Raw genomic sequence first — 23825 nt, 5'->3', positions numbered from 1 at the left:
GACTCAGCTTTCCAGCCAGACGTCCCGCGCCCAGTGCCACACCGATTCCCAGGTTTCTTCGGTAACAAGCTCTTCTTCGCCGGACCACAGCACCACGGTGCCGTCTTCCTCGACGCAGTAATAGTCGTCACCGTCCTGGCAGATCGGGATCATGCTGCGATCAACGCCGGCATCCCAGGCGTTTGCCGCCACGTCCGGCAGGTAGGTGTGGGACTGTGGGTCGGTGACAGTCACCGGCTCCAGGCTGCCGTACACCACGTCGCTGACGGTCAGCAGGAATTCACGGAAGACAAACGGGATGTCGATGAACAGTTGTTCCTCGATTTCCACCAATTGGTCTTCATCAGGCAGTTCAAGGGGAACCGGGACCGGTTCGTTGGCTTCACGCAATTGTTCGATGATTTCTTCCACGGCCGGGATCCTCTTGCTAGATGGCGCGGTTTATAGGGGCGTTTTATACAGTAGCTCGCTATAAGTGCAACCGTGAAATAGAAAACCCCGGACAGGTCCGGGGTTTTTTGTGACTGCGTGCTCAAGCGTGCAGGGATCAGCCGTTCTGACGGATACCGGCGACCAGCCATGGCTGGTTGTCGCCTTGTGGGCGTTCCATGTTCCAGCTTTCGCTGAACACTTCACCCTGGTCGAAGCGCGAGGTCTTCGACACACCGCTGAAGGTCAGGGTGGCGATGGTCTTGTCGGCGCGATCATCCACACCGTCCAGCTGTACGCGCAGGTCTTCGATGTAGGTCGACTGGAAAGCGTCGCCCAGGTCGGCACGTTCGCGCTTGAGGAACTCCAGCAGTTGCGGGGTGACGAACTCGGCGATCTTGTCCATTTCGTTGGCGTCCCAGTGCTGCTGCAGGGACTGGAAGTGGCTGCGGGCCGCTTCGACGAAACGTTCTTCGTTGAACCAGGCCGGTGCGTTGATCACCGGGCGGGCTGCAGCAGGTGCTGCCGAACCACCGAAGATCGAACCCATGGCTGGTTTTTGCTTGAACACTTCACGCTGCATCGGCGCGCCGGCTGGAGCCAGGTGCTCCTGCTGCTTGCGGCGACGGGCGGCGATAAAGCGGAAGATCACAAAGGCGATGACGGCCAGGATCAGCATGTCGAAGATCTGCATGCCCTCGAAGCCGCCGCCCATGAACATGGAAGCGAGCAGGCCACCGGCGGCGATACCGGCCAGAGGGCCTAACCAGCGCGAAGCACCGCCAGCCTTGGCAGCAGCGCCCGCAGCACCGGCTGCGCCTGCGGTAGCCGCAGCACCGCCGGCACCGGCGGATGGAGCCATTTGGCTGGTCTGGTGAGTCGGTGCTGCACCCGAACTTTTGCCGCCACCGAAGCGCTTGGCGTTGGCGTCGATGCTCATCGTCAGGCCGATGCACAACGCCATGGCGATGCTAAGAAAACGTTTCATAAAGGGAATTCCCATTTGTGGATTGCACGCGCGCCATGTTGCACAGGTGTAGTGACAGTGGCTAGCGACATAATGTTTCGGGCTTTTGCGTAGGACTGATTCAGAATAGTCTGTAGGACTTATTACAGATATTGGCCCGCGCTTGTTAAAAACAAGGGCGGGCCACTCACCTTCATGTAGGCAAATGTTTCAAATGGCTTCGAGCTTCGCGTAACCCATCATCAGCCACTTGCTGCCTTCGGCGAAGTTCACCTGCACCCGCGCCTGGGCACCCGCGCCTTCGAAGTTGAGGATCACGCCTTCGCCGAACACCGAATGCCTGACCTGCTGGCCAAGGCTGAACTGGGTTTCCGGAATTTCGGAGCCGGCGAACAGGCTGCTGGCGCTTTGCTGCTGGCCTCCGCCGAACGGGCGGCTGACGCTGTTGGAGAGGCGCACTTCCTGAATCAGACCCTTCGGCACCTCACGTACGAAGCGTGACACCTTGTTGTAGGTCTCGCTGCCATACAGGCGTCGGGTTTCAGCGTAGGTCATCACCAGGTTCTGCATGGCGCGGGTGATGCCGACGTAGGCCAGGCGACGCTCTTCCTCAAGACGGCCGGGCTCTTCCAGGCTCATCTTGTGGGGGAACAGGCCTTCTTCCATGCCGACCAGGAACACATACGGGAATTCCAGGCCCTTGGCGCTGTGCAAGGTCATCAGCTGGATGCTGTCTTCATGCTCATCGGCCTGGGTGTCGCCGGCTTCCAGCGACGCATGCCCGAGGAATGCGGCGAGCGGGGTCAGCTCCTCGTCTTCCTCGGTGTTTTCGAACGCACGCGCGGCGCTCACCAGTTCCTCAAGGTTTTCTACCCGGGCCTGGCCTTTCTCGCCTTTTTCCGCTTCGTGGTAGGCGATCAGGCCGGACTGTTCGATCACGGTCTGAGTCATCAGGTGCAGCGGCATTTCCGCGCATTTGGCCGACAGGTTCTCGATCAGCTCGACGAACACGCCCAGTGCGCCCGCCGCGCGGCCGGTCAGGCCTTTATTGGCGATCAGCAAGCGCATGGCTTCCCACATCGACACATCTGCATGGCGAGCGTGCTCGCGAATCGCCTCGACGGTTTTCTCGCCGATGCCCCGCGCCGGGATATTGATGACGCGCTCCAGCGCCGCATCGTTGCCACGGCCTTCCAGCAAACGCAGGTAGGCCATGGCGTTCTTGATTTCGGCGCGCTCGAAGAAGCGCTGGCCGCCATAGATGCGGTACGGGATGCGCTCGCGCAGCAAGGCTTCTTCCAATACCCGCGATTGGGCGTTGGAACGGTAAAGAATCGCGATGTCGCTGCGCGCCAGCCCAGTTTTCAGCGCGCTTTCGATGGTTTCCACCACATAGCGCGCTTCATCGTGCTCGTTGAACGCGGCGTAGAGGTTGATCGCTTCGCCTTCGCCGCCGTCGGTCCACAGCTCCTTGCCCAGCCGCCCGGTATTGTTGGCGATCAGGGCGTTGGCGGCCTTGAGAATCCCGGCGGTGGAGCGGTAGTTCTGCTCCAGGCGGATAGTGACCGCGTCCGGGAAGTCTTCGGAGTACTGGTAGATGTTTTCGATTTTCGCGCCACGCCAGCCGTAGATCGACTGGTCGTCGTCGCCCACCACCATCAGGCTGTCGCCGCCTTTGGCCAGCAGGCGCAACCAGGCGTACTGCACGGCGTTGGTGTCCTGGAACTCGTCCACCAGAATGTGTCGGAAGCGTTTCTGGTAATGGGCCAGCAAGCCTGGGTTGTCGCGCCACAGGTCGAGGGCGCGCAGCAGCAGCTCGGAGAAGTCGATGACCCCGGCGCGCGCGCAGGCGGCCTCGTAGGCTTCATAAATGCTGCGCATGGTGGCCAGGAACAAGTCGCCGCTGGCCTGGATATGTTGCGGGCGCAGGCCTTCGTCTTTCTGGCCGTTGATAAACCATTGCGCCTGGCGCGCCGGCCAACGCTGTTCGTCGAGGCCCAGTTCGCGAATCACCCGTTTGACCAAGCGTTGCTGGTCATCGCTGTCGAGGATCTGGAAGGTCTGGGCCAGGCCCGCTTCCTGCCAGTGCGCGCGCAACAGGCGGTGCGCCAGGCCGTGGAAGGTGCCTACCCACATGCCGGCCGGGCTGATGCCCATCAACTGCTCGATGCGGTGGCGCATCTCGGCAGCGGCCTTGTTGGTGAAGGTCACCGACAGGATGGAATGCGGGGACGCGTTCTCGACCTGGATCAACCAGGCGATACGGTGCACCAGCACTCGGGTTTTACCGGAGCCAGCACCGGCCAGGACCAACTGACGGCCAACGGGGGCTGCTACGGCCTGGCGTTGGGCATCGTTGAGGGAGTTAAGCAAAAGAGAGAGATCATCGCGCATCGGCGCATTCTATGGCCCACGGGGAAGTGGGGCAAATACCAATGCCGGGTGGTCGACGGAAAACAATCAGGGTGATGACCGGTTGGTCAATGGCCACAGCCCGCGCAGCGCCTCGCTCAAGCCGTCTGGCCCCGAAGTTTGCGGCGCATGACCGTGCCGTTTTTATGACGTAGAGCAGTTTGGCCCAAGCGTTTGCTTGTGTATGCTCCGTCGACGTTTCGGGCTCACCATTATAAGAACACTGCCTATGACCCTCAGCACCGACCTGTTTGGCCCCTCGGCGGCGCCTGCGCAGGTTCTTCGCAAACACTACGCCACGGAGATGGCGGTCGAGCGCACACGCCTGCTGTATCAGGGCTCGCTGCTGCCGACCCTGTTGATGTTGGTCAATGGCCTGGTCTGCGCCTGGCTGCTCTGGAACCCCAAGCAATACCTGTTGGACAGCATCTGGCTGGTCTGGCTGCTGGCCCTGGTGGCCATGCGCGTGATCCAGGTGGCGGCGTTTGATTCAGCCATGCCCAGCCGCCAGGCCCAGCCGGTATGGCGGCGCATGTTCATGCTCGGTTCGGCGGTCAGCGGCCTGACCCTGGCCACCGCCGCCATCGCGCTGGTGCCGGCGGACAGCTTTATGCAGCAGGCCTGGGTGTTCGGCCTGATCGGTGCCGCGACGCTGTCGGCCAGCGTGGCCTATGCCGTGAGCCTGCCGGCGTTTTTGTCATTCGCCTTGCCGTGCCTGGTGCCGGCGATCATCTACCTGTTCTGGAGCGGCGACCCGCGGCAGCGCGGTTGGGGTGTACTGGGCCTGATCCTGCTGGCGTCCTTGAGCCTGGTGGCGTGGCAGGTCAATCGCCTGATCCAGCGCGGGCTGCTGCGACGCTTTCAGAACCAGGCGCTGATCGAGCACCTGCAACAGGCGCAGCAGCGCAGCGAACAACTCAATCAGGACTTGGTGCGCGAAGTCGAACAGCGCCGCCAGGTCGAGCAGGAGCTGCGTGACGCGCAAATCGGCCTGCAGGACCGCGTGGCGCAACGTAGCCAGGAGCTGGACGCCGCCAGCCTGGCCCTGAATAAAAGCGAAGCGCGCCTGGCCATGGCCCTGCAAGCCAGTGAACTTGGCCTGTGGGACTGGAACCTGCAAACCGACGAAGTCCACCACACCCAGCTCAAGGAATTGTTCGGTCTGGAGCCGGAGTACGTCACGGCGATGCTCGGCCATCTCAAGCCGCGCCTGCATCCCGAAGACCTGCCGCTGCTCAAGCGCGCCCTGGTGGAACACCTTAAGGGCCGCAGCGAGGACTACCAGGTGGAATACCGCGTGCGCCACGGCGATGGGCACTGGGTATGGATCGAAGACCGTGGCCGTGCCGTGGAGCGCACGGCCAGCGGGCGGGTCACGCGCATGCTTGGCACGCGCCGCGATATCAGCGCCGGCAAGGCCCTGGAGGAGCAACAGCGCTTGGCGTCGACCGTGTTCGAGGCGGCCAGCGAAGGGATCGTGATTCTTGACCCAGACTACAAGCTGGTCGCCGTCAACCAGGCATTCAGTCGTGTGACCGGTTTTGAAACCGACGACATGATCGGTCGCAATGTCGTGGAGCTGCCCAGCAGCCGCGATGCCCGCCGCCACTTCCCGGTGATCCGCCAGGCGCTGCTCAGCCACGGCACCTGGCAGGGCGAGCTGGTGGAAACGCGCAAGAACGGCGAGCTGTACCCGCAGTGGCTGCAATTGAACGTGGTGCGCGATGTCCGGGGGAAAGTCAGCCATATCGTGGGCTTCTTCGCCGATCTCTCGGCCAGGCGTGAGTCCGAAGAGCGCATGCGCTACCTCACCCACTATGACGAATTGACCGGCCTGGCCAACCGCTCGCTGTTCCGCGAACGGCTGCGCGAGGCTCATCAGCGCGTGCGTCAGGGCGGGCGCAGCCTGGCGCTGCTGCATATCAACCTGGACCGCTTCAAACTGCTCAATGACAGTTTGGGCCATGAAGTCGCCGACCAATTGCTGCAGAAAATGGCGCGCCGCCTGATCAACGCCTTGCCCGAGGCCGACACCATCGCACGCCTGTCCGGGGACGAGTTCGCCGTGTTGTTCGACGCTTATGGCAACCTGTCGAGCCTGGCGCGAGTCGCCACACGACTGCTGGCCAAGCTGCGCGTGCCGGTGACGGTGGACGGGCATGAGCTGGTAGTGAGTGCTTCGATGGGTGTCAGCCTGTTGCCGGACAATGCGCGTGAAATTTCCGCGCTGGTCAGCCAATCGAACATGGCGATGCAGCACGCCAAGCATCTGGGCGGTAATAATTTCCAGTTCTACACCGACAGCCTGCAAGCCAGCACCCTGGAGCGCTTACAGCTGGAAAACCACCTGCGCAAGGCCATCGAGGAGCGCCAGCTCACGGTGTTCTACCAACCGAAACTGTGCCTGGCCACCGGTAAGCTGAATGCTGCCGAAGCGTTGATCCGCTGGGAGCATCCGCAGTGGGGCATGGTGCCGCCGGGGGACTTTATCGGCCTGGCCGAAGAAACCGGCCTGATCGTGCCACTGGGTGAATTCGTGCTGCGCGAGGCCTGCTGGCAAGCCTGTGAATGGCAGCGTCAGGGTCTGGCGCCGATCCGCGTGTCGGTGAACCTGTCGGTGCATCAGTTGCGCCAGGGCAAGGTGGTCAGCCTGGTGCGGCAGGTGCTCGAAGAAACCGGGCTGGACCCGCAATACCTTGAGTTGGAGCTGACCGAAAGCCAGTTGCTCGACAGCGTTGAACACATCATCGCTACCTTCCAGCAACTGCGCGACCTGGGCGTGAAGTTGGCCATTGATGATTTCGGCACCGGTTATTCGTCCCTCAGCTACCTCAAGCGCATCCCCGTGGACTACGTGAAGATCGACCAGAGCTTTATCCGTGGGCTTGGCCAGGGGCGTGAAGACGCGGCCATCACCCGGGCAATCATTGCGATGGCCCACGGGTTGGCGCTCAAAGTGGTGGCCGAAGGTGTGGAAGATCAACAGCAGCTGGATTTTCTGCGCGGGGAGCGTTGTGACGAAGTGCAGGGCTATTTGATCAGCCGGCCGATGCAGGCCGAAGGGTTGGCAGATTTGTTACGGAAAAATGCAGATTTTCCTGAGTGACGCCAAGGCCGCCCCTGTGGCTACAACTTGGCCGCCCTTAGATTCAAAGGGGAGCAGGGCGATTTAGTGATGCTTCGGACGGGCAAAACGACAATTCTTGTAGTATAACTACAAGCTTGCTACATCCTTGGCCCTGCCCATAACAAGAGTCCTGCCCTTTGAACCTGTTGCAACATATCGCCCAGTCGCGCCACCTGTTACGCAAATCGGAACTCAAGGTTGCCGATCACGTGCTGCTTGACCCTGCGGCTGTGATGCACAGTTCCATGGCTGACCTGGCCCACAGCGTGGGCATCAGCGAGCCAACCATCGTGCGCTTCTGCCGCGCCATCGGTTGCTCCGGGTTCCAGGACTTGAAACTCAAGCTGGCCCAAAGTTTGGCCGCCGGTGCCAGCTTCGGGCAATTTGCGATTCACGAAGACGATTCCGTCGCCGACTACAGCCTGAAAATCTTCGACACCACCCTGCACACCCTGATGGAAGTGCGCGAGAAGCTTGACCCGGTGGAGTTGCAAAAGGCCGTGACCGCTATGTCCCAGGCCCAGCGTGTCGAGTTCTACGGTTTTGGTGCGTCGGGCGCAGTGGCCGCTGACGCCCAACACAAGTTTTTCCGCCTGCTGCTCACCGCCGCCGCCTACAGTGACCCGCATATGCAGGCGATGTCGGCGGTGACCTTGAAGCCTACCGACGTCGCCATCTGTATTTCCCAGTCAGGCCGCTCCAAAGACCTGCTGATCACCGCCAACCTGGTGCGTGAAAGCGGTGCGACCCTGATCACCCTGTGCCCGAGCCAGACGCCGTTGGCGGAACTGTCTACGGTCAACCTGGCAATCGATGTGCATGAAGACACTGAGATTTATACGCCGCTGACCTCGCGTATCGCCCACTTGGTGGTGATTGATGTGTTGGCAATGGGCGTGGCCATGGCGCGTGGGCCGAGCCTGGTCAACCACCTCAAGAGTGTTAAGCGCAGCTTGCGTAGCCTTCGCCTGTCGCCTAAGTCGGTCAAAGCCCTCGACGATTGATTCAAAGTCACACTCGGTCAAATGTGGGAGCTGGCTTGCCTGCTCCCACAGTGGATTTGCGTCAGCTATAGAATATTCATCGTCCTGTAACCCCCGCGCCGCCAAACCGTCATCCCCTGCGCCCATCCTGTACTCCCCGCACTCGCATTGGGAGACTCCAAATGGCCCGGCCCTACGAAGACAGCAACAGCACCGTAAAGACCCGTCGTCAGCAGGAAGACCAACGCCGCATGGCGTTCCGTCGCGCAATCGAAGACCGGTGCGAGGAGCGCCAATTGCTCCAGAGCATCAGTGACTACCCGGAACTCCACTGGCAGGCACCCGCGGCTGCCCAGCGAAGCGCTCAGCCAGCGCGCTGATCTGCACCCGTTCGCTGCGGATAAAGCCCAGGAACGCATGGGCCACCGGTGACAGGCGCTTGGCTTTGGCTTGCACCAGGCACCAACTGCGGTACAGCGGCAGCTCTTCCACCGGCAGCTCCTTGAGCCCGCCGGTGGCCAGTTCCATGTTGACCGCGTGGCGCGTCAGCAAGGCCACGCCCAATCCCGCGCATACACATTCGCGCTGCGCCTCGGCCGAGGCTACCTCCACCGTCTGGGTGAAGTGCACGCGTTTCTCCTTGAAGTACTCTTCGCAAGCCATCCGCGTGCCGGAACCCGGTTCACGCAGCAGCAGCGTGTAAGGTTCCAGATCTTGCAGGCGCAATGGGCCTTGCAGGCTCAATGGATGGTCGAGGGGCGCCACGGCGACAATCGGGTTGTTGAGGAAGGGCAGGAATTCCAGGCCCATGTCCTGGGGCACCATGGACATGATCACCAGATCGTCGCGGTTGTCCGACAGCCGGCGGATCACCTGGGCACGGTTGACCACCGTCAGGTGCAACTGCACCTCAGGGTGCTGGCGCTTAAAGGCAGCAAACAAATGCGGCACAAAGTATTTGGCGCTGGATTCCACGGCCAGCTTCAGTTGGCCCTGCAGCGAGCCCTGCATGTCCGACAGCTGCATATCGAGGTTCTCCAGCCGTCCGAAGATATCGCGACTGGCCCGTTGCAGCGCTTCAGCGGCCTCGGTCATGTAGAGTTTTTTGCCGACATAATCGAACAGCGGCTGGCCGATCAGCTCCTCAAGCTGACGAATTTGTAGGCTCACGGCGGGCTGTGTGAGGGACATTTCCTCGGCGGCGCGGCTGTAAGAGCGCAAATCACACACTTCATGAAAGATCTGCAGCTGACGCAATGTCAGTCGCATCAATGACTTACGCATTTTTCGCTCTCCTCATCCCAAGCCGGCGGCACAACTATAAGTCTTTACTTATGCGTGACCCAATAATTATTGATTTTTGTTAATCCCTCCACGGGCTTAGTGTGTGTCTCGCGACTGTCATGAAACATTTGGTCACGCGCCGACCCAGCTTCAGTGGGTCGAAGAACGCAGCAATCGGCTCAAGGGAATTTCCAAGTGATAAAAAAGATCCTGATCGCCAACCGTGGTGAAATTGCCGTACGAATCGTGCGTGCCTGCGCCGAGATGGGCATTCGCTCGGTCGCGGTCTACTCCGACGCCGACCGCCATGCGTTGCACGTCAAGCGTGCCGACGAAGCCCACAGCATTGGTGCCGAGCCACTGGCCGGTTACCTGAACCCGCGCAAGCTGGTGAACCTGGCGGTGGAAACCGGTTGTGATGCGCTGCATCCCGGCTATGGCTTCCTGTCGGAGAACGCCGAACTGGCGGATATCTGTGCCGAACGCGGGATCAAATTCATCGGCCCGTCCGCTGAAGTGATCCGCCGCATGGGCGACAAGACCGAAGCGCGCCGCAGCATGATCAAGGCTGGCGTACCGGTCACGCCCGGCACCGAAGGCAACGTCGCCGACATCGCCGAAGCCCTGACGGAAGGCGACCGTATTGGTTACCCGGTGATGCTCAAGGCCACCTCCGGTGGTGGCGGTCGTGGTATCCGTCGTTGCAACAGCCGCGAAGAACTTGAACAAGCCTTCCCCCGTGTGATCTCCGAAGCCACCAAGGCGTTCGGCTCGGCGGAAGTGTTCCTGGAAAAATGCATCGTCAATCCCAAGCACATCGAAGCGCAGATCCTCGGTGACAGCTTTGGCAACGTGGTGCACCTGTTCGAGCGCGATTGCTCGATCCAGCGTCGCAACCAGAAGCTCATCGAAATCGCCCCAAGCCCTCAGTTGACCCCGGAACAGCGCGCCTACATCGGCGACCTGTCGGTGCGCGCGGCCAAGGCCGTGGGTTACGAGAACGCCGGCACCGTGGAGTTCCTGCTCGCGGAGGGCGAGGTGTACTTCATGGAGATGAACACCCGGGTGCAGGTGGAACACACCATCACCGAAGAAATCACCGGGATCGACATCGTCCGCGAGCAGATCCGCATCGCCTCCGGGTTGCCGCTGTCGGTGAAACAGGAAGACATCCAGCACCGGGGTTTCGCGTTGCAGTTCCGCATCAACGCCGAAGACCCGAAGAACAACTTCCTCCCAAGCTTCGGCAAGATCACCCGTTACTACGCCCCCGGCGGTCCTGGCGTGCGCACCGACACGGCGATCTACACCGGCTACACCATCCCACCGTTCTACGACTCCATGTGCCTGAAACTGGTGGTGTGGGCGTTGACCTGGGAAGAAGCCATGGACCGCGGCCTGCGTGCCCTGGACGACATGCGCCTGCAAGGCGTGAAGACCACCGCCGCCTACTACCAGGAAATCCTGCGCAACCCGGAATTCCGCAGCGGCCAGTTCAATACCAGCTTCGTTGAAGCCCACCCTGAACTGACCAACTACTCGATCAAGCGCAAACCCGAAGAGCTGGCCCTGGCCATCGCTGCCGCCATCGCCGCCCACGCAGGCCTGTGAGGAATATAAGAATGAGCAAGAAAATCTTTGTCACCGACACCATCCTGCGCGACGCCCACCAATCGTTGCTGGCGACCCGCATGCGCACCGATGACATGCTGCCGATCTGCGACAAGCTCGACAAAGTCGGCTACTGGTCCCTGGAAGTCTGGGGCGGCGCGACCTTCGACGCTTGCGTACGTTTCCTCAAAGAAGACCCGTGGGAGCGCCTGCGCAAACTGCGTGCCGCGTTGCCCAACACACGCCTGCAAATGCTGCTGCGTGGCCAGAACCTGCTGGGCTATCGCCATTACAGCGATGACGTTGTAAGAGCGTTCGTGGCCAAGGCCGCCGTAAATGGCATCGACGTGTTCCGTATTTTCGACGCCATGAACGACGTGCGTAACCTGCGCGTGGCCATCGAAGCGGTGAAGGCCGCCGGCAAACATGCCCAGGGCACTATCGCCTACACCACCAGCCCGGTGCACACTGTCGAAGCGTTTGTGGCCCAGGCCAAACAGCTCGAATCCATGGGCTGCGACTCGATTGCGATCAAGGACATGGCCGGCCTGTTGACCCCGTACGCCACCGGCGAACTGGTCAAGGCGCTGAAAGCCGAACAGAACCTGCCGATCTTTATCCACTCCCACGACACGGCTGGTTTGGCCGCGATGTGCCAACTCAAGGCCATCGAGAACGGTGCCGACCACATCGACACCGCCATTTCCAGCTTTGCCTGGGGCACCAGCCATCCGGGCACTGAGTCGATGGTCGCCGCCCTTAAAGGCAGTGAGTTCGACACCGGCTTGAGCCTGGAACTGCTGCAAGAGATCGGCCTGTACTTCTACGCCGTGCGCAAGAAATACCACCAGTTCGAAAGCGAATTCACCGCCGTCGACACCCGTGTGCAAGTCAACCAAGTGCCAGGCGGTATGATTTCCAACCTGGCCAACCAGTTGAAAGAGCAGGGCGCCCTCAACCGCATGAGCGAAGTGCTGGCCGAAATCCCGCGTGTGCGTGAAGACCTTGGCTTCCCGCCGCTGGTGACCCCGACTTCGCAGATCGTCGGCACCCAGGCGTTCTTCAACGTGTTGGCCGGCGAGCGCTACAAGACCATCACCAACGAAGTGAAGCTCTACCTGCAAGGCGGCTACGGCAAGGCGCCGGGCACCGTGAATGAGAAACTGCGCCGCCAGGCCATCGGCAGCGAAGAGGTGATCGACGTACGCCCGGCCGATTTGCTCAAGCCGGAAATGACCAAGCTGCGTGGCGAAATCGGCGCGCTGGCCAAGTCCGAAGAAGACGTGCTGACCTACGCCATGTTCCCGGACATCGGCCGCAAGTTCCTCGAAGAGCGCGACGCCGGCACCCTGGCGCCGGAAGTACTGTTGCCGATTCCTGAAGCGGGCGGCGTGGCCCGTGCCGGTGGCGAAGGCGTACCGACCGAGTTCGTCATCGACGTGCACGGCGAGAGCTACCGCGTCGACATCACCGGTGTCGGCGTGAAGGCCGAAGGCAAGCGCCACTTCTACCTGTCCATCGACGGCATGCCCGAAGAAGTGGTGTTCGAACCGCTCAACGAGTTTGTCAGCGGAGGCAGCAGCAAGCGCAAGCAGGCCACCGAGCCAGGCCATGTCAGCACCGCGATGCCGGGCAATATCGTCGACGTGCTGGTCAAGGAAGGCGACGTGGTCAAGGCCGGCCAGGCTGTACTGATTACCGAAGCCATGAAGATGGAAACCGAAGTGCAGGCAGCGATTGCCGGCAAGGTGACCGCCGTTCATGTCGCCAAGGGCGACCGGGTCAACCCTGGCGAAATCCTGATTGAAATCGAAGGCTGACACAGCCTTCGACACGACCGTTTAATCCTCGGGGGGGGGCAGGTGCTCCCCTTTTTTTTCGCCTGTAGTTTGCTTAGAAACGTATCCGCCACTGGCCTATCAAGCCTTGGCTGCTGCTTTGAGTGCCGTTTTCCGCGCTGTAGGCCAGGCCGACGGTGTGGTTGGCTGAGAGTGCCAGATCGAGCCCAGCCTGCAGGTTCAGGCTGTTGCGGTCGAGGGACGTGCCCTGAAGGGTGAAACCGTCAATGCCGCCGTGGCGAAAGGACTGGCGCACCTGGCTGTCGACGTCGCCATAGAGGTGTTTCCAGTGCGTACTCAGATGGGGTGTGAGGGTCATCTGGTTGTCGAACCGGAACAGTTTGGCCAGGCGCAGACCAAAGGTGCTGCTCAGGTTCTGTTGGGTTTGCGCATCGACGTTCAGCGCGGCCGGACCGCCGTGTTCCTTGAAACTGTCACGGCTGTAGCGCTGGTAGCCAAGGCCAGCAAACGGCTCGATGCTGATGTCGCCACTGCCCAGTTGGTAGCCCATTTCGCCGAAGACATTCTGGCTGTTGGCGGTGTAGCTGCCCTTGAGCGTGTCCTTGTAACCCAGGATATCCACGCCACGTTTGTTCTGCCCCGCATGGCTGCTGTAGATCGCCCCCAAGCGTAACGCCAACGGGCCGTCCTGGCGCACGGCGTAACCGCCCAGATGCCAGCTGTCCAGGTCTGCGTTAAAGCGCTGCGTATCGAAATGGCTGCTGGACTTTGCCCCTAGCACACCGACGCGCCACGCAGGGTCGACCGACCAATCTGCGCCCATTAAAACGCCTTGGTTGGCCGTATTCAGACCGGCAGTACCGCGCTGGCTGTCGAGACTGCCTTCGCTGCCAAGGTTTTTTACCCAGAAGTGGCCGTCAGAGTCGGTGGGCAATTCGCGCAGGGTCGAGAGCACTCGGCTGCTGAGTTGCTGGGTGGTGTTCTGGGTTGCTGCCGCCAGGTTCGCGTTTTGACTGCCGGCCAGTTGCTCAAGCGCCGCGCCGAACGCACCGGGTTTCTGCGCGAGTTCGGCGTTGAGTTTTTCCAGGGCCTTGATTTGCTCGGAGCTCAGCTCGCCGGACTCCAGCAGGCGAGTCAGTGCAGGCTCGAGCACCTTCGCCACCTGCCGGCCATTGTGGGTGGTCGCTTGTCCAGTTAGATAGCCGTCGATGGGCGCCGCTTCAACTTCGGGAAGGCCGAACGACTCAAAAGCCGGTGCGTCGTAGGGTTGATACCAGTACGGCATGTATTCGATATCGCCGCGCGCCTGTGCATGCTGAAGGTTGGCCGTAGCGATAAGGCTGAAGGCAAGTACGATTCTGCGGAGTGTAGTGGGCATGAATTCCCAACCTCTTGGTGAATGAGGCGGGGAATTTAGCGACGTGAAGGAGGGATAACTGTCAGGCCACGGAGTCGCGGTGCGCGGGAGTTGTCGCTATCGGTCGGCGATAAGAGACGTCTGCATTTTATTGCGTAATCACGCTCCTAAAAGCACACCAATATGCATGTTAATGCAGCTTTTGGAGCTTAACTACGGCGCACATACCCCTTGCCATAATGCCGTTCCATCCGCGCCTGGATCAGCTCCAGGCCCAGCGACAGCACCCAGTAAATAATCGCCGCCGTGGTCAGCATCTCGATATAGCGATAGCTCGAGCGGCCATAGGACTGCGCCAGGAACATGACCTCCCACACGCCCATCACCGAGATCAGGGACGAGTCCTTGAGCATCGAGATGAACTGGTTGGTGGTCGGCGGAATGATGGTGCGCATGGCCTGGGGCAGGGTGACGTGCCAGAAGATCACGCTGTCACGCATGCCCAGGGCGAGTGCCGCTTCACGCTGACCGTGGGCGACACCGAGGATGCCGGCGCGGAAGATTTCGCTCAAGTAAGCGCCGTAGTTCAGCGACAACGCGATGATCCCGGCGACGATGGCGCCCGGCACCAGGCCCAGTTGCGGCAGGCCGAGGTAGATCAGCAGGATCTGGATCAGCAGCGGCGTGCCGCGAAAGAACGATGCATAAAAACTGGCGATGCCAAAGGCCACGGCGCTTTTCGACAAGCGTCCCAGTGCGGTGACAAACCCCAGCACCGACGATATCCCGATCGAGCACAGGCACAAGAACAGCGTCAGCGCCGCGCCTTGCAGGAAGCCGTTGGGCGCCAGGTGCACGCCCACCAGGTTGGGCAGCTTGTCGAGGATGATCGAGAACTTCAGGTCAAAGCTCAGGAAGAAACTGGCGAACAGGCAGAACAGCGCGGCCCAGGTCAGGTAAAGCCGCGTGCGAAAGCCGAAGAGCCGCTGCAGCCGCGACTCCTTGAGCTTGGGAGGTGTGGGAAACGCAGTCATTGGCTGATGTCGGCGCCGATCCATTTTTGCGACAGCTTGCTCAGGGTGCCGTCCTGTTTCAACTGGGCAAAGACTTCACGCACCTTGGCGTCCCATTCAGCGTCGCCTTTTTCGATGGCGACCGAGTTGGGCTCGGAGTACAGCGGCTCGCCGGCCAGCTTGAAGCGCTTGTCCTCGGTCAGGCGCGGTTGAGCGGTGACCAGGTTGGTGAGGATTGCATCCAGGCGCACGCCGGCGCCCAGGCCGAGGTCTTGGAAGGCTACGTTGTCGGTGTCGTAGGGCGCGATCTGTACGTTGTCGAATGGATACTGCAACTGTGTGTCTTCGGCGCCTTCAATCACCAGGTTTTTGTTCAGGTAGCTTTCATAGCTGGAGGCGCTGGTCAGGCCGACTTTCTTGCCGCTCAGGTCCTTGGCGCTGTGGATGCGATCATCCTTGGCGTTGACCACGATCACCGCCGGCGAGGCGTAGTACTCCACCGGGAAGTCGAACACTTCGGCGCGGGCCTTGCTCGGGGTCATGGAGCAGATGCAGATGTCGTAGCGGCCACTCCAGCGGCCGGCCGCGATCACGTCCCAGGAGGGCGTCTCCAGGCGCAGCTTCACACCGAGTTTTTGCGCCACGGCCTTGGCCACGTCGACGTCGAAGCCATCGAGTTGGTTTTGCTCATTCAGGAACGAGAACGGCGGGTAGCTTTCCATCAGCACGCCCACCAGTTCTTTTTTCTTCTCAATACGGTCCAGCGTGGCACCGCCAAAGGCTTGCGTTGAAGCGGCCAGCATCGTCAGGCCCAAGGCCAGCAGCGGTTTCAATTTCATGGATCGGTACCTGAATGAAAAAAGAGTTGTTATGAAACGGATTGGACGTATTAAATAGTTATAAGAACGACTCTCATAGTGAGTTATTTTCATAAGCTTATGAGTAAAAAGCATATGGCCACAGCAACAGTAATTCTTGATGGCGGCATGGGCCGTGAACTGCAACGCCGTGGCGCGCCGTTCCGGCAGCCGGAGTGGTCAGCGTTGGCCTTGAGCGAAGCGCCCCAAGCGGTGGAGGCGGTGCATGCGGCGTACATTCAGAGTGGTGCCAACGTGATCACCAGCAACAGCTACGCGGTGGTGCCGTTCCATATCGGCGAGGCGCGGTTTGCCGAGGAGGGCGAAGCCCTGGCGGCGCTTGCCGGTGAGCTGGCAAGGCGAGCCGTAGACGCATCCGGCAAGGCCGTGCGCGTGGCAGGTTCGCTGCCGCCGCTGTTTGGTTCGTATCGCCCCGACCTGTTCGAGCCCCAGCGCGTATCCGAATTGCTGACACCGTTGGTGCGAGGTCTCGCGCCTTTTGTTGACGTGTGGCTGGCGGAAACCCAGAGCTCGATCGTTGAAGCCCGTGCGATCCACGCCGGTTTACCCGAGGACGGCAAACCGTTCTGGCTGTCGTTTACCCTCAAGGACGAAGACACCGACGACGTACCGCGCCTGCGCTCCGGCGAACCGGTGGCGGATGCGGCCGAAGCCGCGGCGCAGTTGGGTGTGCAAGTGCTGTTGTTCAACTGCAGCCAGCCGGAAGTGATCGGTGATGCCATTGACGCAGCGCGCCAGACGTTCGAGCGCCTGGGCGTGCAGATTGAGGTGGGCGCCTACGCCAATGCCTTCCCGCCGCAGCCCAAGGAAGCTACGGCCAACGATGGTCTTGACCCATTGCGTGAGGACCTGGACCCGCCGGGTTACCTGCATTGGGCAGCGGACTGGCAGGCTCGCGGTGCCAGCCATTTGGGCGGATGCTGCGGGATCGGGCCTGAGCACATTGCGGTGTTGGCCCAGAAGCTGGGGTAGTTAAGACAACACAGATCAAAAGTGTGGGAGCTGGCTTGCCTGCGATAGCCATAGGTATCTACATATCTTTAGTCATACCCTGGCGTAGCAGCTGTCGAGCCCCGGCGAGGCTGCGTCCGCGGTGTGTCAGACAGGCCGCAAACGCAGCCTCGCTGGGGCTCGACAGCTGCTACGCACTATCACAGTGAAAATGTGTAGACACTTATGCTGCGATAGCGGTGTTTCAGCAATGGATGTGTCCATTGATCCACCGCCATCGCAGGCAAGCCAGCTCCCACCTTTATCTTGTAGTGCCTGTAGGTATTAAGCCCGGCACTGCGCCAGGCTTTTCACCTGGCCTGAATCTGTCTGGTTAGTCTCGGACAACCAGGCCTCAAACCCCGCCCCAATCGCCGGCCATTCGGTATCGATGATCGAATACCATGCGGTATCCCGGTTCTGCCCCTTGACCACCATGTGCTGGCGGAACACCCCTTCAAAACTGAACCCCAAGCGCTCTGCGGCGTACTTGGAGCGGGCGTTGCCGTTATTGCACTTCCATTCCAGCCGACGATAGCCCTGCTCGAACGCATACTTGGCCAGCAGGTATACCGCTTCGGTGCTTCTCGGTGAGCGCTGCATCGGCGCGCCAAAGGTGACGTGGCCGATTTCGATACGGCCCTGGGCCGGGACGATGGACATCAGGCTGAGGATGCCTTGCACCTGACCCGTCTTGAGGTCGACCACGCTGAAGAAGTACGGCTCGTTGTGTTGAGCGTGGTTGTTCAACCAGTCATTGAACGCACTGCGCTCAGGAAAAGGCCCGTAGGGTAAATAGTCCCACAGCTTGGGATCGGCACCGGGGCCTTCAAGGGCTTGCCACACGTCATCGCCATGGCGCGCCGGGTCGAGTTTTTCCAGGCGGATAAAACGCCCTTCAAGCAGTTGCACGGTAGGCGCCGGGACGCCTTTCCAGTCGGCGAGGGAAGTGGACATGCTGCGCTCCTTAAAGACCTTTGCGAAATTGGATGAAACCAGGGCGTTCGGCGATGCGTTCGTACAGCTGGATCGCGGTGGCGTTGGTCTCGTGGGTGAGCCAGTGAACCTTACAGCAGCCGTCAGCCTTGGCGGTGGCGTAGACAAACTCGATCAGCTTGCGGCCCACGCCGGTGCCCCGTTGAGCGGGGTCTACGAGCAGGTCTTGCAGGTAGCAGGCGTTTTCGATGCTCCAATTGGAGCGGTGGTAGATGAAGTTGACCATGCCCACCGCCTTGCCGTCCTGCCAGGCCAGTGCGGAATAGGTCGGCTCGTTGGCGTCGATCAGGCGCTGCCAGGTGCTTTGGCTGACGGCGTCCGGCAGTTCGGTGTTGTAGAACTTCAGGTACGCCTGCCACAGTGGCAGCCAGGCGCCATGGTCAGCGGCGGTGACCTGGCGGATGTCGATCTGACTCATTCTGGGACTCCTTGGGGGATAAAGCGGGCGAGGGTCTGGTCGCGTACGTCGACGCTGGCGGCCAGACCCTCGCGCACGCCGGCGATGTCGGCGGCGCTGCGGTTCTGGCTGAGTTTGCGTTTACCGATCAGGCGCTCGATCGGCAACGCAAAGCCGACAATGGCCTTGAGCATGCCTTCAATGTAGTCGGCCGGGGCGTCGCTGACTTTCCACGGCTGAGCGCGGCTGCCTTCATGGCGATCGGTCAATGCACTGACCACCCCAAGCAAACGCTCGGCATCGGTAAACACCTCGGCCCTGCCGTAGGCATGCACGGCGATGTAATTCCAGGTGGGCACGACTTTGCCGTGCTCGGCCTTGGCCGGGTAAAACGACGGGCTGATATACGCCTCGGCGCCGGCGAAGATCACCAGGGCTTCGCTGCCGTTTTGCAGGTCCTTCCATTGCGGGTTGGCCTTAGCCAGGTGCCCGTAGAGTGTGCCATCAGGGCCTTCATCGGGGTTGAGCAGCAGCGGCAAATGGCTGGCTTGCAGGCCTTGCTCGCCTACGGTCACCAACTGCGCCAAGCGGGTGTGCTGGATCAATTGCTGCAATTCGGACAAGTCTTCGAGGGCAAAGGCACGGGGCGTATACATAGAAATTTTCCTTGGCGAATGCCTGCATCCTAGGCAGGCTAATGGTTCGTTGTAAGAGCCATCTAGCGCTAATTTCATAGGTCCAATATGCCGCCCATTACGCCGCCGTTGTCGTTCAACCCTGCCGGTATCGAGCTGGATCGCCGTCAAGGGCTGACGCGCCAGCTGTATGAAGCGCTGCGTCAACGCGTGCTGGACGGGCGATTGGTCAGCGGCACGCGCCTTCCCGCCAGTCGTGACTTGGCGGCTGCACTGTCGATCTCGCGCAATAGCGTGGTGCGCGCCTACGATCAGCTGTACGCAGAAGGGTTTATTGAAAGCCGAGTAGGCGATGGCACTTACGTCGCTCAATTGCCTACGGCAAAAAAACTATCCACAAAAGTATCCACAGGGTTTTCAACAGGCTTATCCCCAGCCTTATCCACAAATTGGTTGGATTTGCCGGTTAATTCCGCCAGTGAAGTTATCCACAGGCCCGCTTTGGGGCGTGTGCAAACTCACCATTTACCGGCGCCGCCTCCCGGGCCGCCACGGGCGTTTCGGGTCGGTGTTCCAGCATTCGATCTGTTTCCATTTGAGGTATGGGCCAAGCTGAATGGGGCTTTCTGGCGCAAGCCCGACTTGGCAAAACTCTGTTATGGCGATCCGGCGGGAGACGACCGCTTGCGTGGCCTGATCGCCGCGTACCTGCGCAGTTCACGGGGCATGCAGTGTTCAGCTGAACAAATTGTGATCACCAGTGGCGCGCAGCAGGCAATCAGCCTTTGTGCACAGCTGCTGGTGGAGCCCGGCGATGGCGTGGCGGTGGAAAACCCCGGCTACCGCGCCGCAGGGCATGCGTTCGCCCTGGCCGGCGGGAAGCTGCACGGTGTGCCCGTGGACGGCGAGGGCATCGATTGCCAGGTGCTCAACCGCTTGCAGGATTGCCGTGTGGCCTATGTCACGCCTTCACATCAGTATCCGTTGGGCGTGGTAATGAGCCTGGCGCGGCGCCTGGAATTGCTGGCCTGGGCCGAACGCACGGATGGCTGGATCATCGAAGACGATTACGACGGAGAGTATCGCTACAGTGGCGCGCCGCTCTCGCCGTTGGCCGCCTTGGACCGCAACGGGCGGGTGCTCTACGTCGGCACCTTTGGCAAAGTGGCCTTTCCGGCGTTGCGCCTCGGTTACCTCGTATTGCCACCGGCGTTGGTAGACGCCTTCGCCCGGCGCCGCGCCGTCGACATGCGCCACTCCGAGGTCAGCACCCAGGCGGTGATGGCTGAATTCATGGCGGCCGGGCATTTCCAGCGGCACATTCGCCGCATGCGCCGGGCCGCGTTGAGCCGGCGCAATGTGTTGTTGGCGGGTTGGCCCAGCGGCCTGCCCGGTGTGGGAGAACTGCCCAGCGTTGCGGCGGGGCTGCATATGACGGTGCGTGTCGACAGCTTGGCCCGCGAGCAGCAATTGCTGGCGCAGGCACACGCGGTGGATGTCGAGGTCAACGGCTTGAGCAGCTACTGGCTGGCGCAGTCGACCACGCCTGCGGACCAACGCGCTGGTCTGGTGTTGGGGTTTGCCGCGGTGTCCGAAGCCGATATCGCCGCGGCACTGGCGCGGTTGCGCCAGGCCTGGCGATGCTGATCAGGTGCCCGATTTGATCTTGGTCCAGGCCCGCGTCCGCGCGCGTTCGGCATCACGCCCCAGCGGTTTGAGGGTGTACAGCGTGGCCATCGCCGCCTCGGTGGGGTACAGGTTTGCGTTGTTGCGAATCGCCGGGTCGACCAACTCGGTCGCATCCTTGTTCGGGTTGGGGTAGCCCACGAAATCGCTCACCGGCGCGATCACCTGGGGTTGCAGCAGGTAGTTGATAAAGGTGTAGGCGTCCTGCGGGTTTTGCGCGCCCTTGGGGATAGCGAGCATGTCGAACCAGATCGGCGCGCCTTCTTTAGGCAGGCGCATGTCCACCGTCACACCATTCTTGGCTTCCTTGGCGCGGTTGGCGGCCTGGGAGAAGCTGCCCGAGTAACCCACGGCCACGCAGATGTCGCCGTTGGCGATATCGGCCATGTACTTGGAGGAGTGGAAGTAGGTGATGTAGGGGCGGATCTTCATCAGCAGCGCTTCAGCCTTGACGTAGTCCTTGGGGTTGCTGCTGTTGGGGTCCAGGCCCAGGTGCTGCAAGGCCAGTGGCAGGATCTCCGAGGGCGAATCGAGAAAGGCTACGCCGCATTGCTTGAGCTTGCTGAGGTTTTCTTCCTTGAAGATCAGGTCCCAACTGTCTACCGGTGCGTTCGGCCCCAATGCGGCCTTGACCTTGTCGGGGTTGAAGCCGATCAGGATGGTGCCGTACATGTAGGGCACGGCGAATTTGTTGCCGGGGTCGTTGGCTTCGATCAGCTTCATCAGCTTGGGGTCGAGGTGGTTCCAGTTGGGTAACTGGCTGCGGTCGAGGGGCTGGAACACACCGGCTTCGATCTGCTTGGCCAGGAACACGTTGGACGGCACTACCACGTCATAGCCGGAGTTGCCGGTGAGCAGCTTGGCTTCCAGGGCTTCGTTGGTGTCGAAGATGTCGTAGACCAGTTTGATGGTCGGGTTCTGCGCCTTGAAATCCTCAAGCGCCTTGGGGGTGATGTAGTCGAACCAGTTGTAGACCTTGAGGGTTTTTTCTTCGGCCAGGGCCGCGCCGCTCAAGAGCGTGGCGCATAAGGCGAGGGTAGTGAGCAGCTTCATCGGGTAGCTCCTTGTTCGAAACCTTCGAGCACGTTGACGGCGTTGATGCCGATTTCTTCCACCGCGTAGCCGCCTTCCATCACGAACAGCGTGGGTTTGCCAAGGCGAGCCAGGCGCCGGCCCATGGCCAAATAGTCTGGGCTGTCGAGTTTGAACTGGGAGATCGGATCGTCCTTGAACGTGTCTACGCCCAGAGACACCACGATGACGTCGGCGTCATAGCGTTCGGTTTCCTTACAGGCCTCGTCCAGCGCCGCGCTCCATTGATCCCAACCCGAACCGGCAGGCAGCGGATAGTTGAAGTTGAAGCCTTCTCCCGCGCCTTCGCCCAGCTCGTCGGCATAGCCGAGGAAGAACGGAAATTCCGCTTCCGGGTGGCCGTGGATCGAGGTGAACAGCACGTCGCTGCGCTCATAGAAAATCGATTGGGTGCCGTTGCCGTGATGGTAGTCCACGTCAATGATTGCGACCTTCTTGTGGCCCTGGTCGAGAAATGCCTGGGCCGCGATGGCGGCGTTGTTGAGGTAGCAATAACCGCCCATCAAATCGCTGGCGGCGTGATGCCCCGGCGGGCGGCACAGCGCAAAGGCACTGTGTGCGCCTTGCTGGATTGCCTGTTGCGCGGTCAGCGCCACCTGCGCCGCGCTGTACGCCGCTTGCCAGGTGCCGGCGGTGATCGGTGCGCCGCCGTCGAAGCTGTAGTAACCCAGTTGGCCGTGCAGGCTGGTCGGCAATACCCGGCGCAACGTACGGGCTGGCCAGGTATACGGCAGCAGATCGCCGTCGGTGGCGAATTCAGTCCAGCGCGCCCAGGCACCTTTGAAAAATTCCAGGTAGTCGCGGCTGTGGATACGTTGCAGCGGCGCCAGGCCGAAATCCTGCGGCGCCTGCACCGGGCCGAGTTCGCGGTCCTTGACCCGTTGTAACACGTGGTCGGCACGCGACGGCATCTCGAAACAGGGCATCAGTTGCCCATCCATCAGTTCACAGCGGCCGTGGTGCAAATGGTGATCGTCGGAATAGATCGTCAGCATTGTTGTTGTTCTCCGCAGGCTCAGTGGGATGCTGGCAGTGTTGCGGGGCGCGGGCTTCCAGAGAACGGCAGGAGCGGCCAAAAGGGGATCGAAGTGGCCAACGGGTGTGTCCGTTATTCGCCCCTTGCTTGTGCGCCCGTGCGCTGATCAAGGGCGGAAGTGACTCGGGGCCACGCCGCTCCAGCGCACGAAGGCGTGGCGAAAGCTTGCGGTCTCACTGAAACCCAGTTGCTCGGCGATGCGCCAGATCGGCAGTTGATCCTCCCCCAGCCATTGCTTGGCGCGCTCGAAGCGCAGTTCGTCGAGCAGTTCCTGGTAGCTGCACCCGAGGGCGTGCAAGTGTCGGCGCAGGGTGCGTGGTGAGCAGTTCATCTGCCCGGCCAGCCCTTCCAGGCCCGGCGCCGCATGCAGTTGCGCGCCGAGTAGGTGGCGCACGCGCCCGAGCCAGGCTTGGCGCCCGGTGAATTCGGTGTTCTGTTTACGGCAACGCTCAGCCATGGCGCGATGGGTGACGGTGTCGGCCAGGGGCAGCGGTTGATTGAGCCAGCTTCGGTTGAAGGCAAAGGCATTGGACGGCCCATTGAACTGCAGCCGGCAATCGAATGATTCGGCGTAACGGGCCTGGTAGTTCGGCGCCGCATACTCAAAACGTGCGCCCAGCAACGGCAGGGGCCTTCCTAGCAGGTCATCGCAGATCACCTTGAGCGACACCAGGCACAGTTCCACGTTGAACGCGGTCAGGGCCGGGTTTTCCCGGTAGTCGCTGGCGGTCAGCCAGATACATTCCCCATCCGCCTCCAGGCTCAGTTCGAAAAGTGTTCCCAACAGCGCCGGGTAGCGTAGCGCCAACCTCAAAGCGTCACCGAAGGTGGCACAGGTGAGCAGGGCGTAACCGAGCATGCCGTAGGCTGACACATGCATGCGCCGGCCCAGATCCAGGCCAATGTCACGTTTGCGCGCCACGGCGTTGGCGCACACCTGCATCTCCTGGAAGGTGGTGATGCGCGTGTCGGCGTGGCTCAAGTCTGCGGTGCCTATGCCGCTGCCGGCGAGCAGAGCCTCGCTGGGCAAGCCCAGGTCCTTGAAGGTCGCCAGCACCAGCGAGACGGCATTGAGGGTGGTCAGGTGTGAATGCAGCATAGGAACTCGGCGCCGGGGTATAGGGGGCAATGGA

The 23825-nt window shown here is 61.2% G+C and carries 20 protein-coding genes; 7 read left to right on the top strand and 13 right to left on the bottom strand.

Features of this window, described 5'->3' with window-relative positions; translation table 11 throughout:
- Nucleotides 1-3: 3 nt before the first annotated feature.
- The 3 genes from HU722_RS00580 to uvrD form a co-directional block, all read right to left on the bottom strand.
- Nucleotides 4-411, bottom strand: coding sequence for an SMI1/KNR4 family protein (locus tag HU722_RS00580; RefSeq protein ID WP_017739032.1), 408 nt, complete (start codon nt 409-411; stop codon nt 4-6).
- Nucleotides 412-547: 136 nt separating this feature from the next.
- Nucleotides 548-1417, bottom strand: a complete 870-nt coding sequence (locus tag HU722_RS00575; RefSeq protein ID WP_065880317.1) for a Tim44 domain-containing protein — start codon at nt 1415-1417, stop codon at nt 548-550.
- 189 nt (nt 1418-1606) lie between these two features.
- Nucleotides 1607-3790 carry a DNA helicase II gene (gene uvrD / locus HU722_RS00570; protein ID WP_065875538.1) on the bottom strand — a complete coding sequence of 728 codons (2184 nt, stop codon included), beginning with the start codon at nt 3788-3790 and terminating at the stop codon, nt 1607-1609.
- Between the two features lie 247 nt (nt 3791-4037).
- Here uvrD and HU722_RS00565 point away from each other — a divergent pair, with 247 nt between their 5' ends.
- From HU722_RS00565 to HU722_RS28755, 3 genes are all read left to right on the top strand, one after another.
- Nucleotides 4038-6914: an EAL domain-containing protein gene (locus HU722_RS00565; protein WP_065880316.1), complete on the top strand. Its 2877-nt coding sequence runs from the start codon at nt 4038-4040 to the stop codon at nt 6912-6914.
- A gap of 158 nt (nt 6915-7072) precedes the next feature.
- Nucleotides 7073-7939 (top strand): transcriptional regulator HexR, encoded by an 867-nt coding sequence (gene hexR / locus HU722_RS00560; protein WP_010168370.1) that lies wholly within the window; start codon nt 7073-7075, stop codon nt 7937-7939.
- Nucleotides 7940-8100: 161 nt separating this feature from the next.
- Nucleotides 8101-8298: a PA3496 family putative envelope integrity protein gene (locus tag HU722_RS28755; RefSeq protein ID WP_082224397.1), complete on the top strand. Its 198-nt coding sequence runs from the start codon at nt 8101-8103 to the stop codon at nt 8296-8298.
- Here the strand turns inward: HU722_RS28755 and HU722_RS00555 are convergent.
- Nucleotides 8228-9202, bottom strand: a complete 975-nt coding sequence (locus tag HU722_RS00555) for a LysR family transcriptional regulator (RefSeq protein WP_065875535.1) — start codon at nt 9200-9202, stop codon at nt 8228-8230. The genes HU722_RS28755 and HU722_RS00555 overlap by 71 nt on opposite strands.
- A 195-nt stretch (nt 9203-9397) precedes the next feature.
- Here HU722_RS00555 and HU722_RS00550 point away from each other — a divergent pair, with 195 nt between their 5' ends.
- Both HU722_RS00550 and oadA read left to right on the top strand, forming a co-directional pair.
- The gene (locus HU722_RS00550; protein WP_049710865.1) at nt 9398-10813 is read left to right on the top strand and encodes an acetyl-CoA carboxylase biotin carboxylase subunit; all 1416 of its coding nucleotides are present in this window, start codon (nt 9398-9400) and stop codon (nt 10811-10813) included.
- Between the two features lie 11 nt (nt 10814-10824).
- Nucleotides 10825-12633: a sodium-extruding oxaloacetate decarboxylase subunit alpha gene (gene oadA / locus HU722_RS00545; RefSeq protein WP_065875534.1), complete on the top strand. Its 1809-nt coding sequence runs from the start codon at nt 10825-10827 to the stop codon at nt 12631-12633.
- Nucleotides 12634-12706: 73 nt separating this feature from the next.
- On the opposite strand, the gene HU722_RS00540 is transcribed toward oadA, so the two are convergent.
- The 3 genes from HU722_RS00540 to HU722_RS00530 form a co-directional block, all read right to left on the bottom strand.
- Nucleotides 12707-13990: an autotransporter outer membrane beta-barrel domain-containing protein gene (locus tag HU722_RS00540; RefSeq protein WP_065875533.1), complete on the bottom strand. Its 1284-nt coding sequence runs from the start codon at nt 13988-13990 to the stop codon at nt 12707-12709.
- Nucleotides 13991-14178: 188 nt separating this feature from the next.
- Nucleotides 14179-15003, bottom strand: a complete 825-nt coding sequence (locus tag HU722_RS00535; protein WP_065875532.1) for an amino acid ABC transporter permease — start codon at nt 15001-15003, stop codon at nt 14179-14181.
- Nucleotides 15000-15821 carry an ABC transporter substrate-binding protein gene (locus HU722_RS00530; RefSeq protein WP_065880313.1) on the bottom strand — a complete coding sequence of 274 codons (822 nt, stop codon included), beginning with the start codon at nt 15819-15821 and terminating at the stop codon, nt 15000-15002. The genes HU722_RS00535 and HU722_RS00530 overlap by 4 nt, the downstream gene beginning before the upstream one ends.
- 114 nt (nt 15822-15935) lie before the next feature.
- Here HU722_RS00530 and HU722_RS00525 point away from each other — a divergent pair, with 114 nt between their 5' ends.
- Complete coding sequence (locus HU722_RS00525) at nt 15936-16832, top strand: homocysteine S-methyltransferase family protein (protein WP_065880312.1); 897 nt, start codon at nt 15936-15938, stop codon at nt 16830-16832.
- A gap of 303 nt (nt 16833-17135) precedes the next feature.
- Here the strand turns inward: HU722_RS00525 and HU722_RS00520 are convergent, their stop codons facing one another.
- From HU722_RS00520 to HU722_RS00510, 3 genes are read right to left on the bottom strand one after another with little or no spacing between them, the layout of a single operon-like run.
- Nucleotides 17136-17807 carry a GNAT family N-acetyltransferase gene (locus tag HU722_RS00520; RefSeq protein ID WP_065880311.1) on the bottom strand — a complete coding sequence of 224 codons (672 nt, stop codon included), beginning with the start codon at nt 17805-17807 and terminating at the stop codon, nt 17136-17138.
- Nucleotides 17808-17817: 10 nt separating this feature from the next.
- Nucleotides 17818-18264 (bottom strand): GNAT family N-acetyltransferase, encoded by a 447-nt coding sequence (locus HU722_RS00515; protein WP_065875528.1) that lies wholly within the window; start codon nt 18262-18264, stop codon nt 17818-17820.
- On the bottom strand, nt 18261-18899 hold the full coding sequence (locus HU722_RS00510; RefSeq protein ID WP_065875527.1) for an FMN-binding negative transcriptional regulator: 639 nt from the start codon (nt 18897-18899) through the stop codon (nt 18261-18263). The genes HU722_RS00515 and HU722_RS00510 overlap by 4 nt, the downstream gene beginning before the upstream one ends.
- Nucleotides 18900-18986: 87 nt before the next feature.
- On the opposite strand from HU722_RS00510, the gene pdxR reads away from it, so the two are divergent.
- Nucleotides 18987-20525 (top strand): MocR-like pyridoxine biosynthesis transcription factor PdxR, encoded by a 1539-nt coding sequence (pdxR, locus tag HU722_RS00505; protein ID WP_065880310.1) that lies wholly within the window; start codon nt 18987-18989, stop codon nt 20523-20525.
- Here the strand turns inward: pdxR and HU722_RS00500 are convergent, their stop codons facing one another.
- The 3 genes from HU722_RS00500 to HU722_RS00490 all read right to left on the bottom strand — a co-directional run bounded on the left by HU722_RS00500 (nt 20526) and on the right by HU722_RS00490 (nt 23791).
- The gene (locus HU722_RS00500) at nt 20526-21617 is read right to left on the bottom strand and encodes a polyamine ABC transporter substrate-binding protein (protein WP_065880309.1); all 1092 of its coding nucleotides are present in this window, start codon (nt 21615-21617) and stop codon (nt 20526-20528) included.
- The gene (locus HU722_RS00495) at nt 21614-22651 is read right to left on the bottom strand and encodes a histone deacetylase family protein (protein WP_065880308.1); all 1038 of its coding nucleotides are present in this window, start codon (nt 22649-22651) and stop codon (nt 21614-21616) included. The genes HU722_RS00500 and HU722_RS00495 overlap by 4 nt, the downstream gene beginning before the upstream one ends.
- Nucleotides 22652-22798: 147 nt before the next feature.
- Nucleotides 22799-23791 (bottom strand): AraC family transcriptional regulator, encoded by a 993-nt coding sequence (locus tag HU722_RS00490; protein WP_065880307.1) that lies wholly within the window; start codon nt 23789-23791, stop codon nt 22799-22801.
- Nucleotides 23792-23825 lie beyond the last annotated feature (34 nt).

Source organism: Pseudomonas tritici (assembly GCF_014268275.3).
Lineage (GTDB): Bacteria > Pseudomonadota > Gammaproteobacteria > Pseudomonadales > Pseudomonadaceae > Aquipseudomonas > Aquipseudomonas tritici.
The sequence above is the reverse complement of the archived record's forward strand: the minus strand, read 5'-3'. Positions and strand labels throughout refer to the sequence as shown.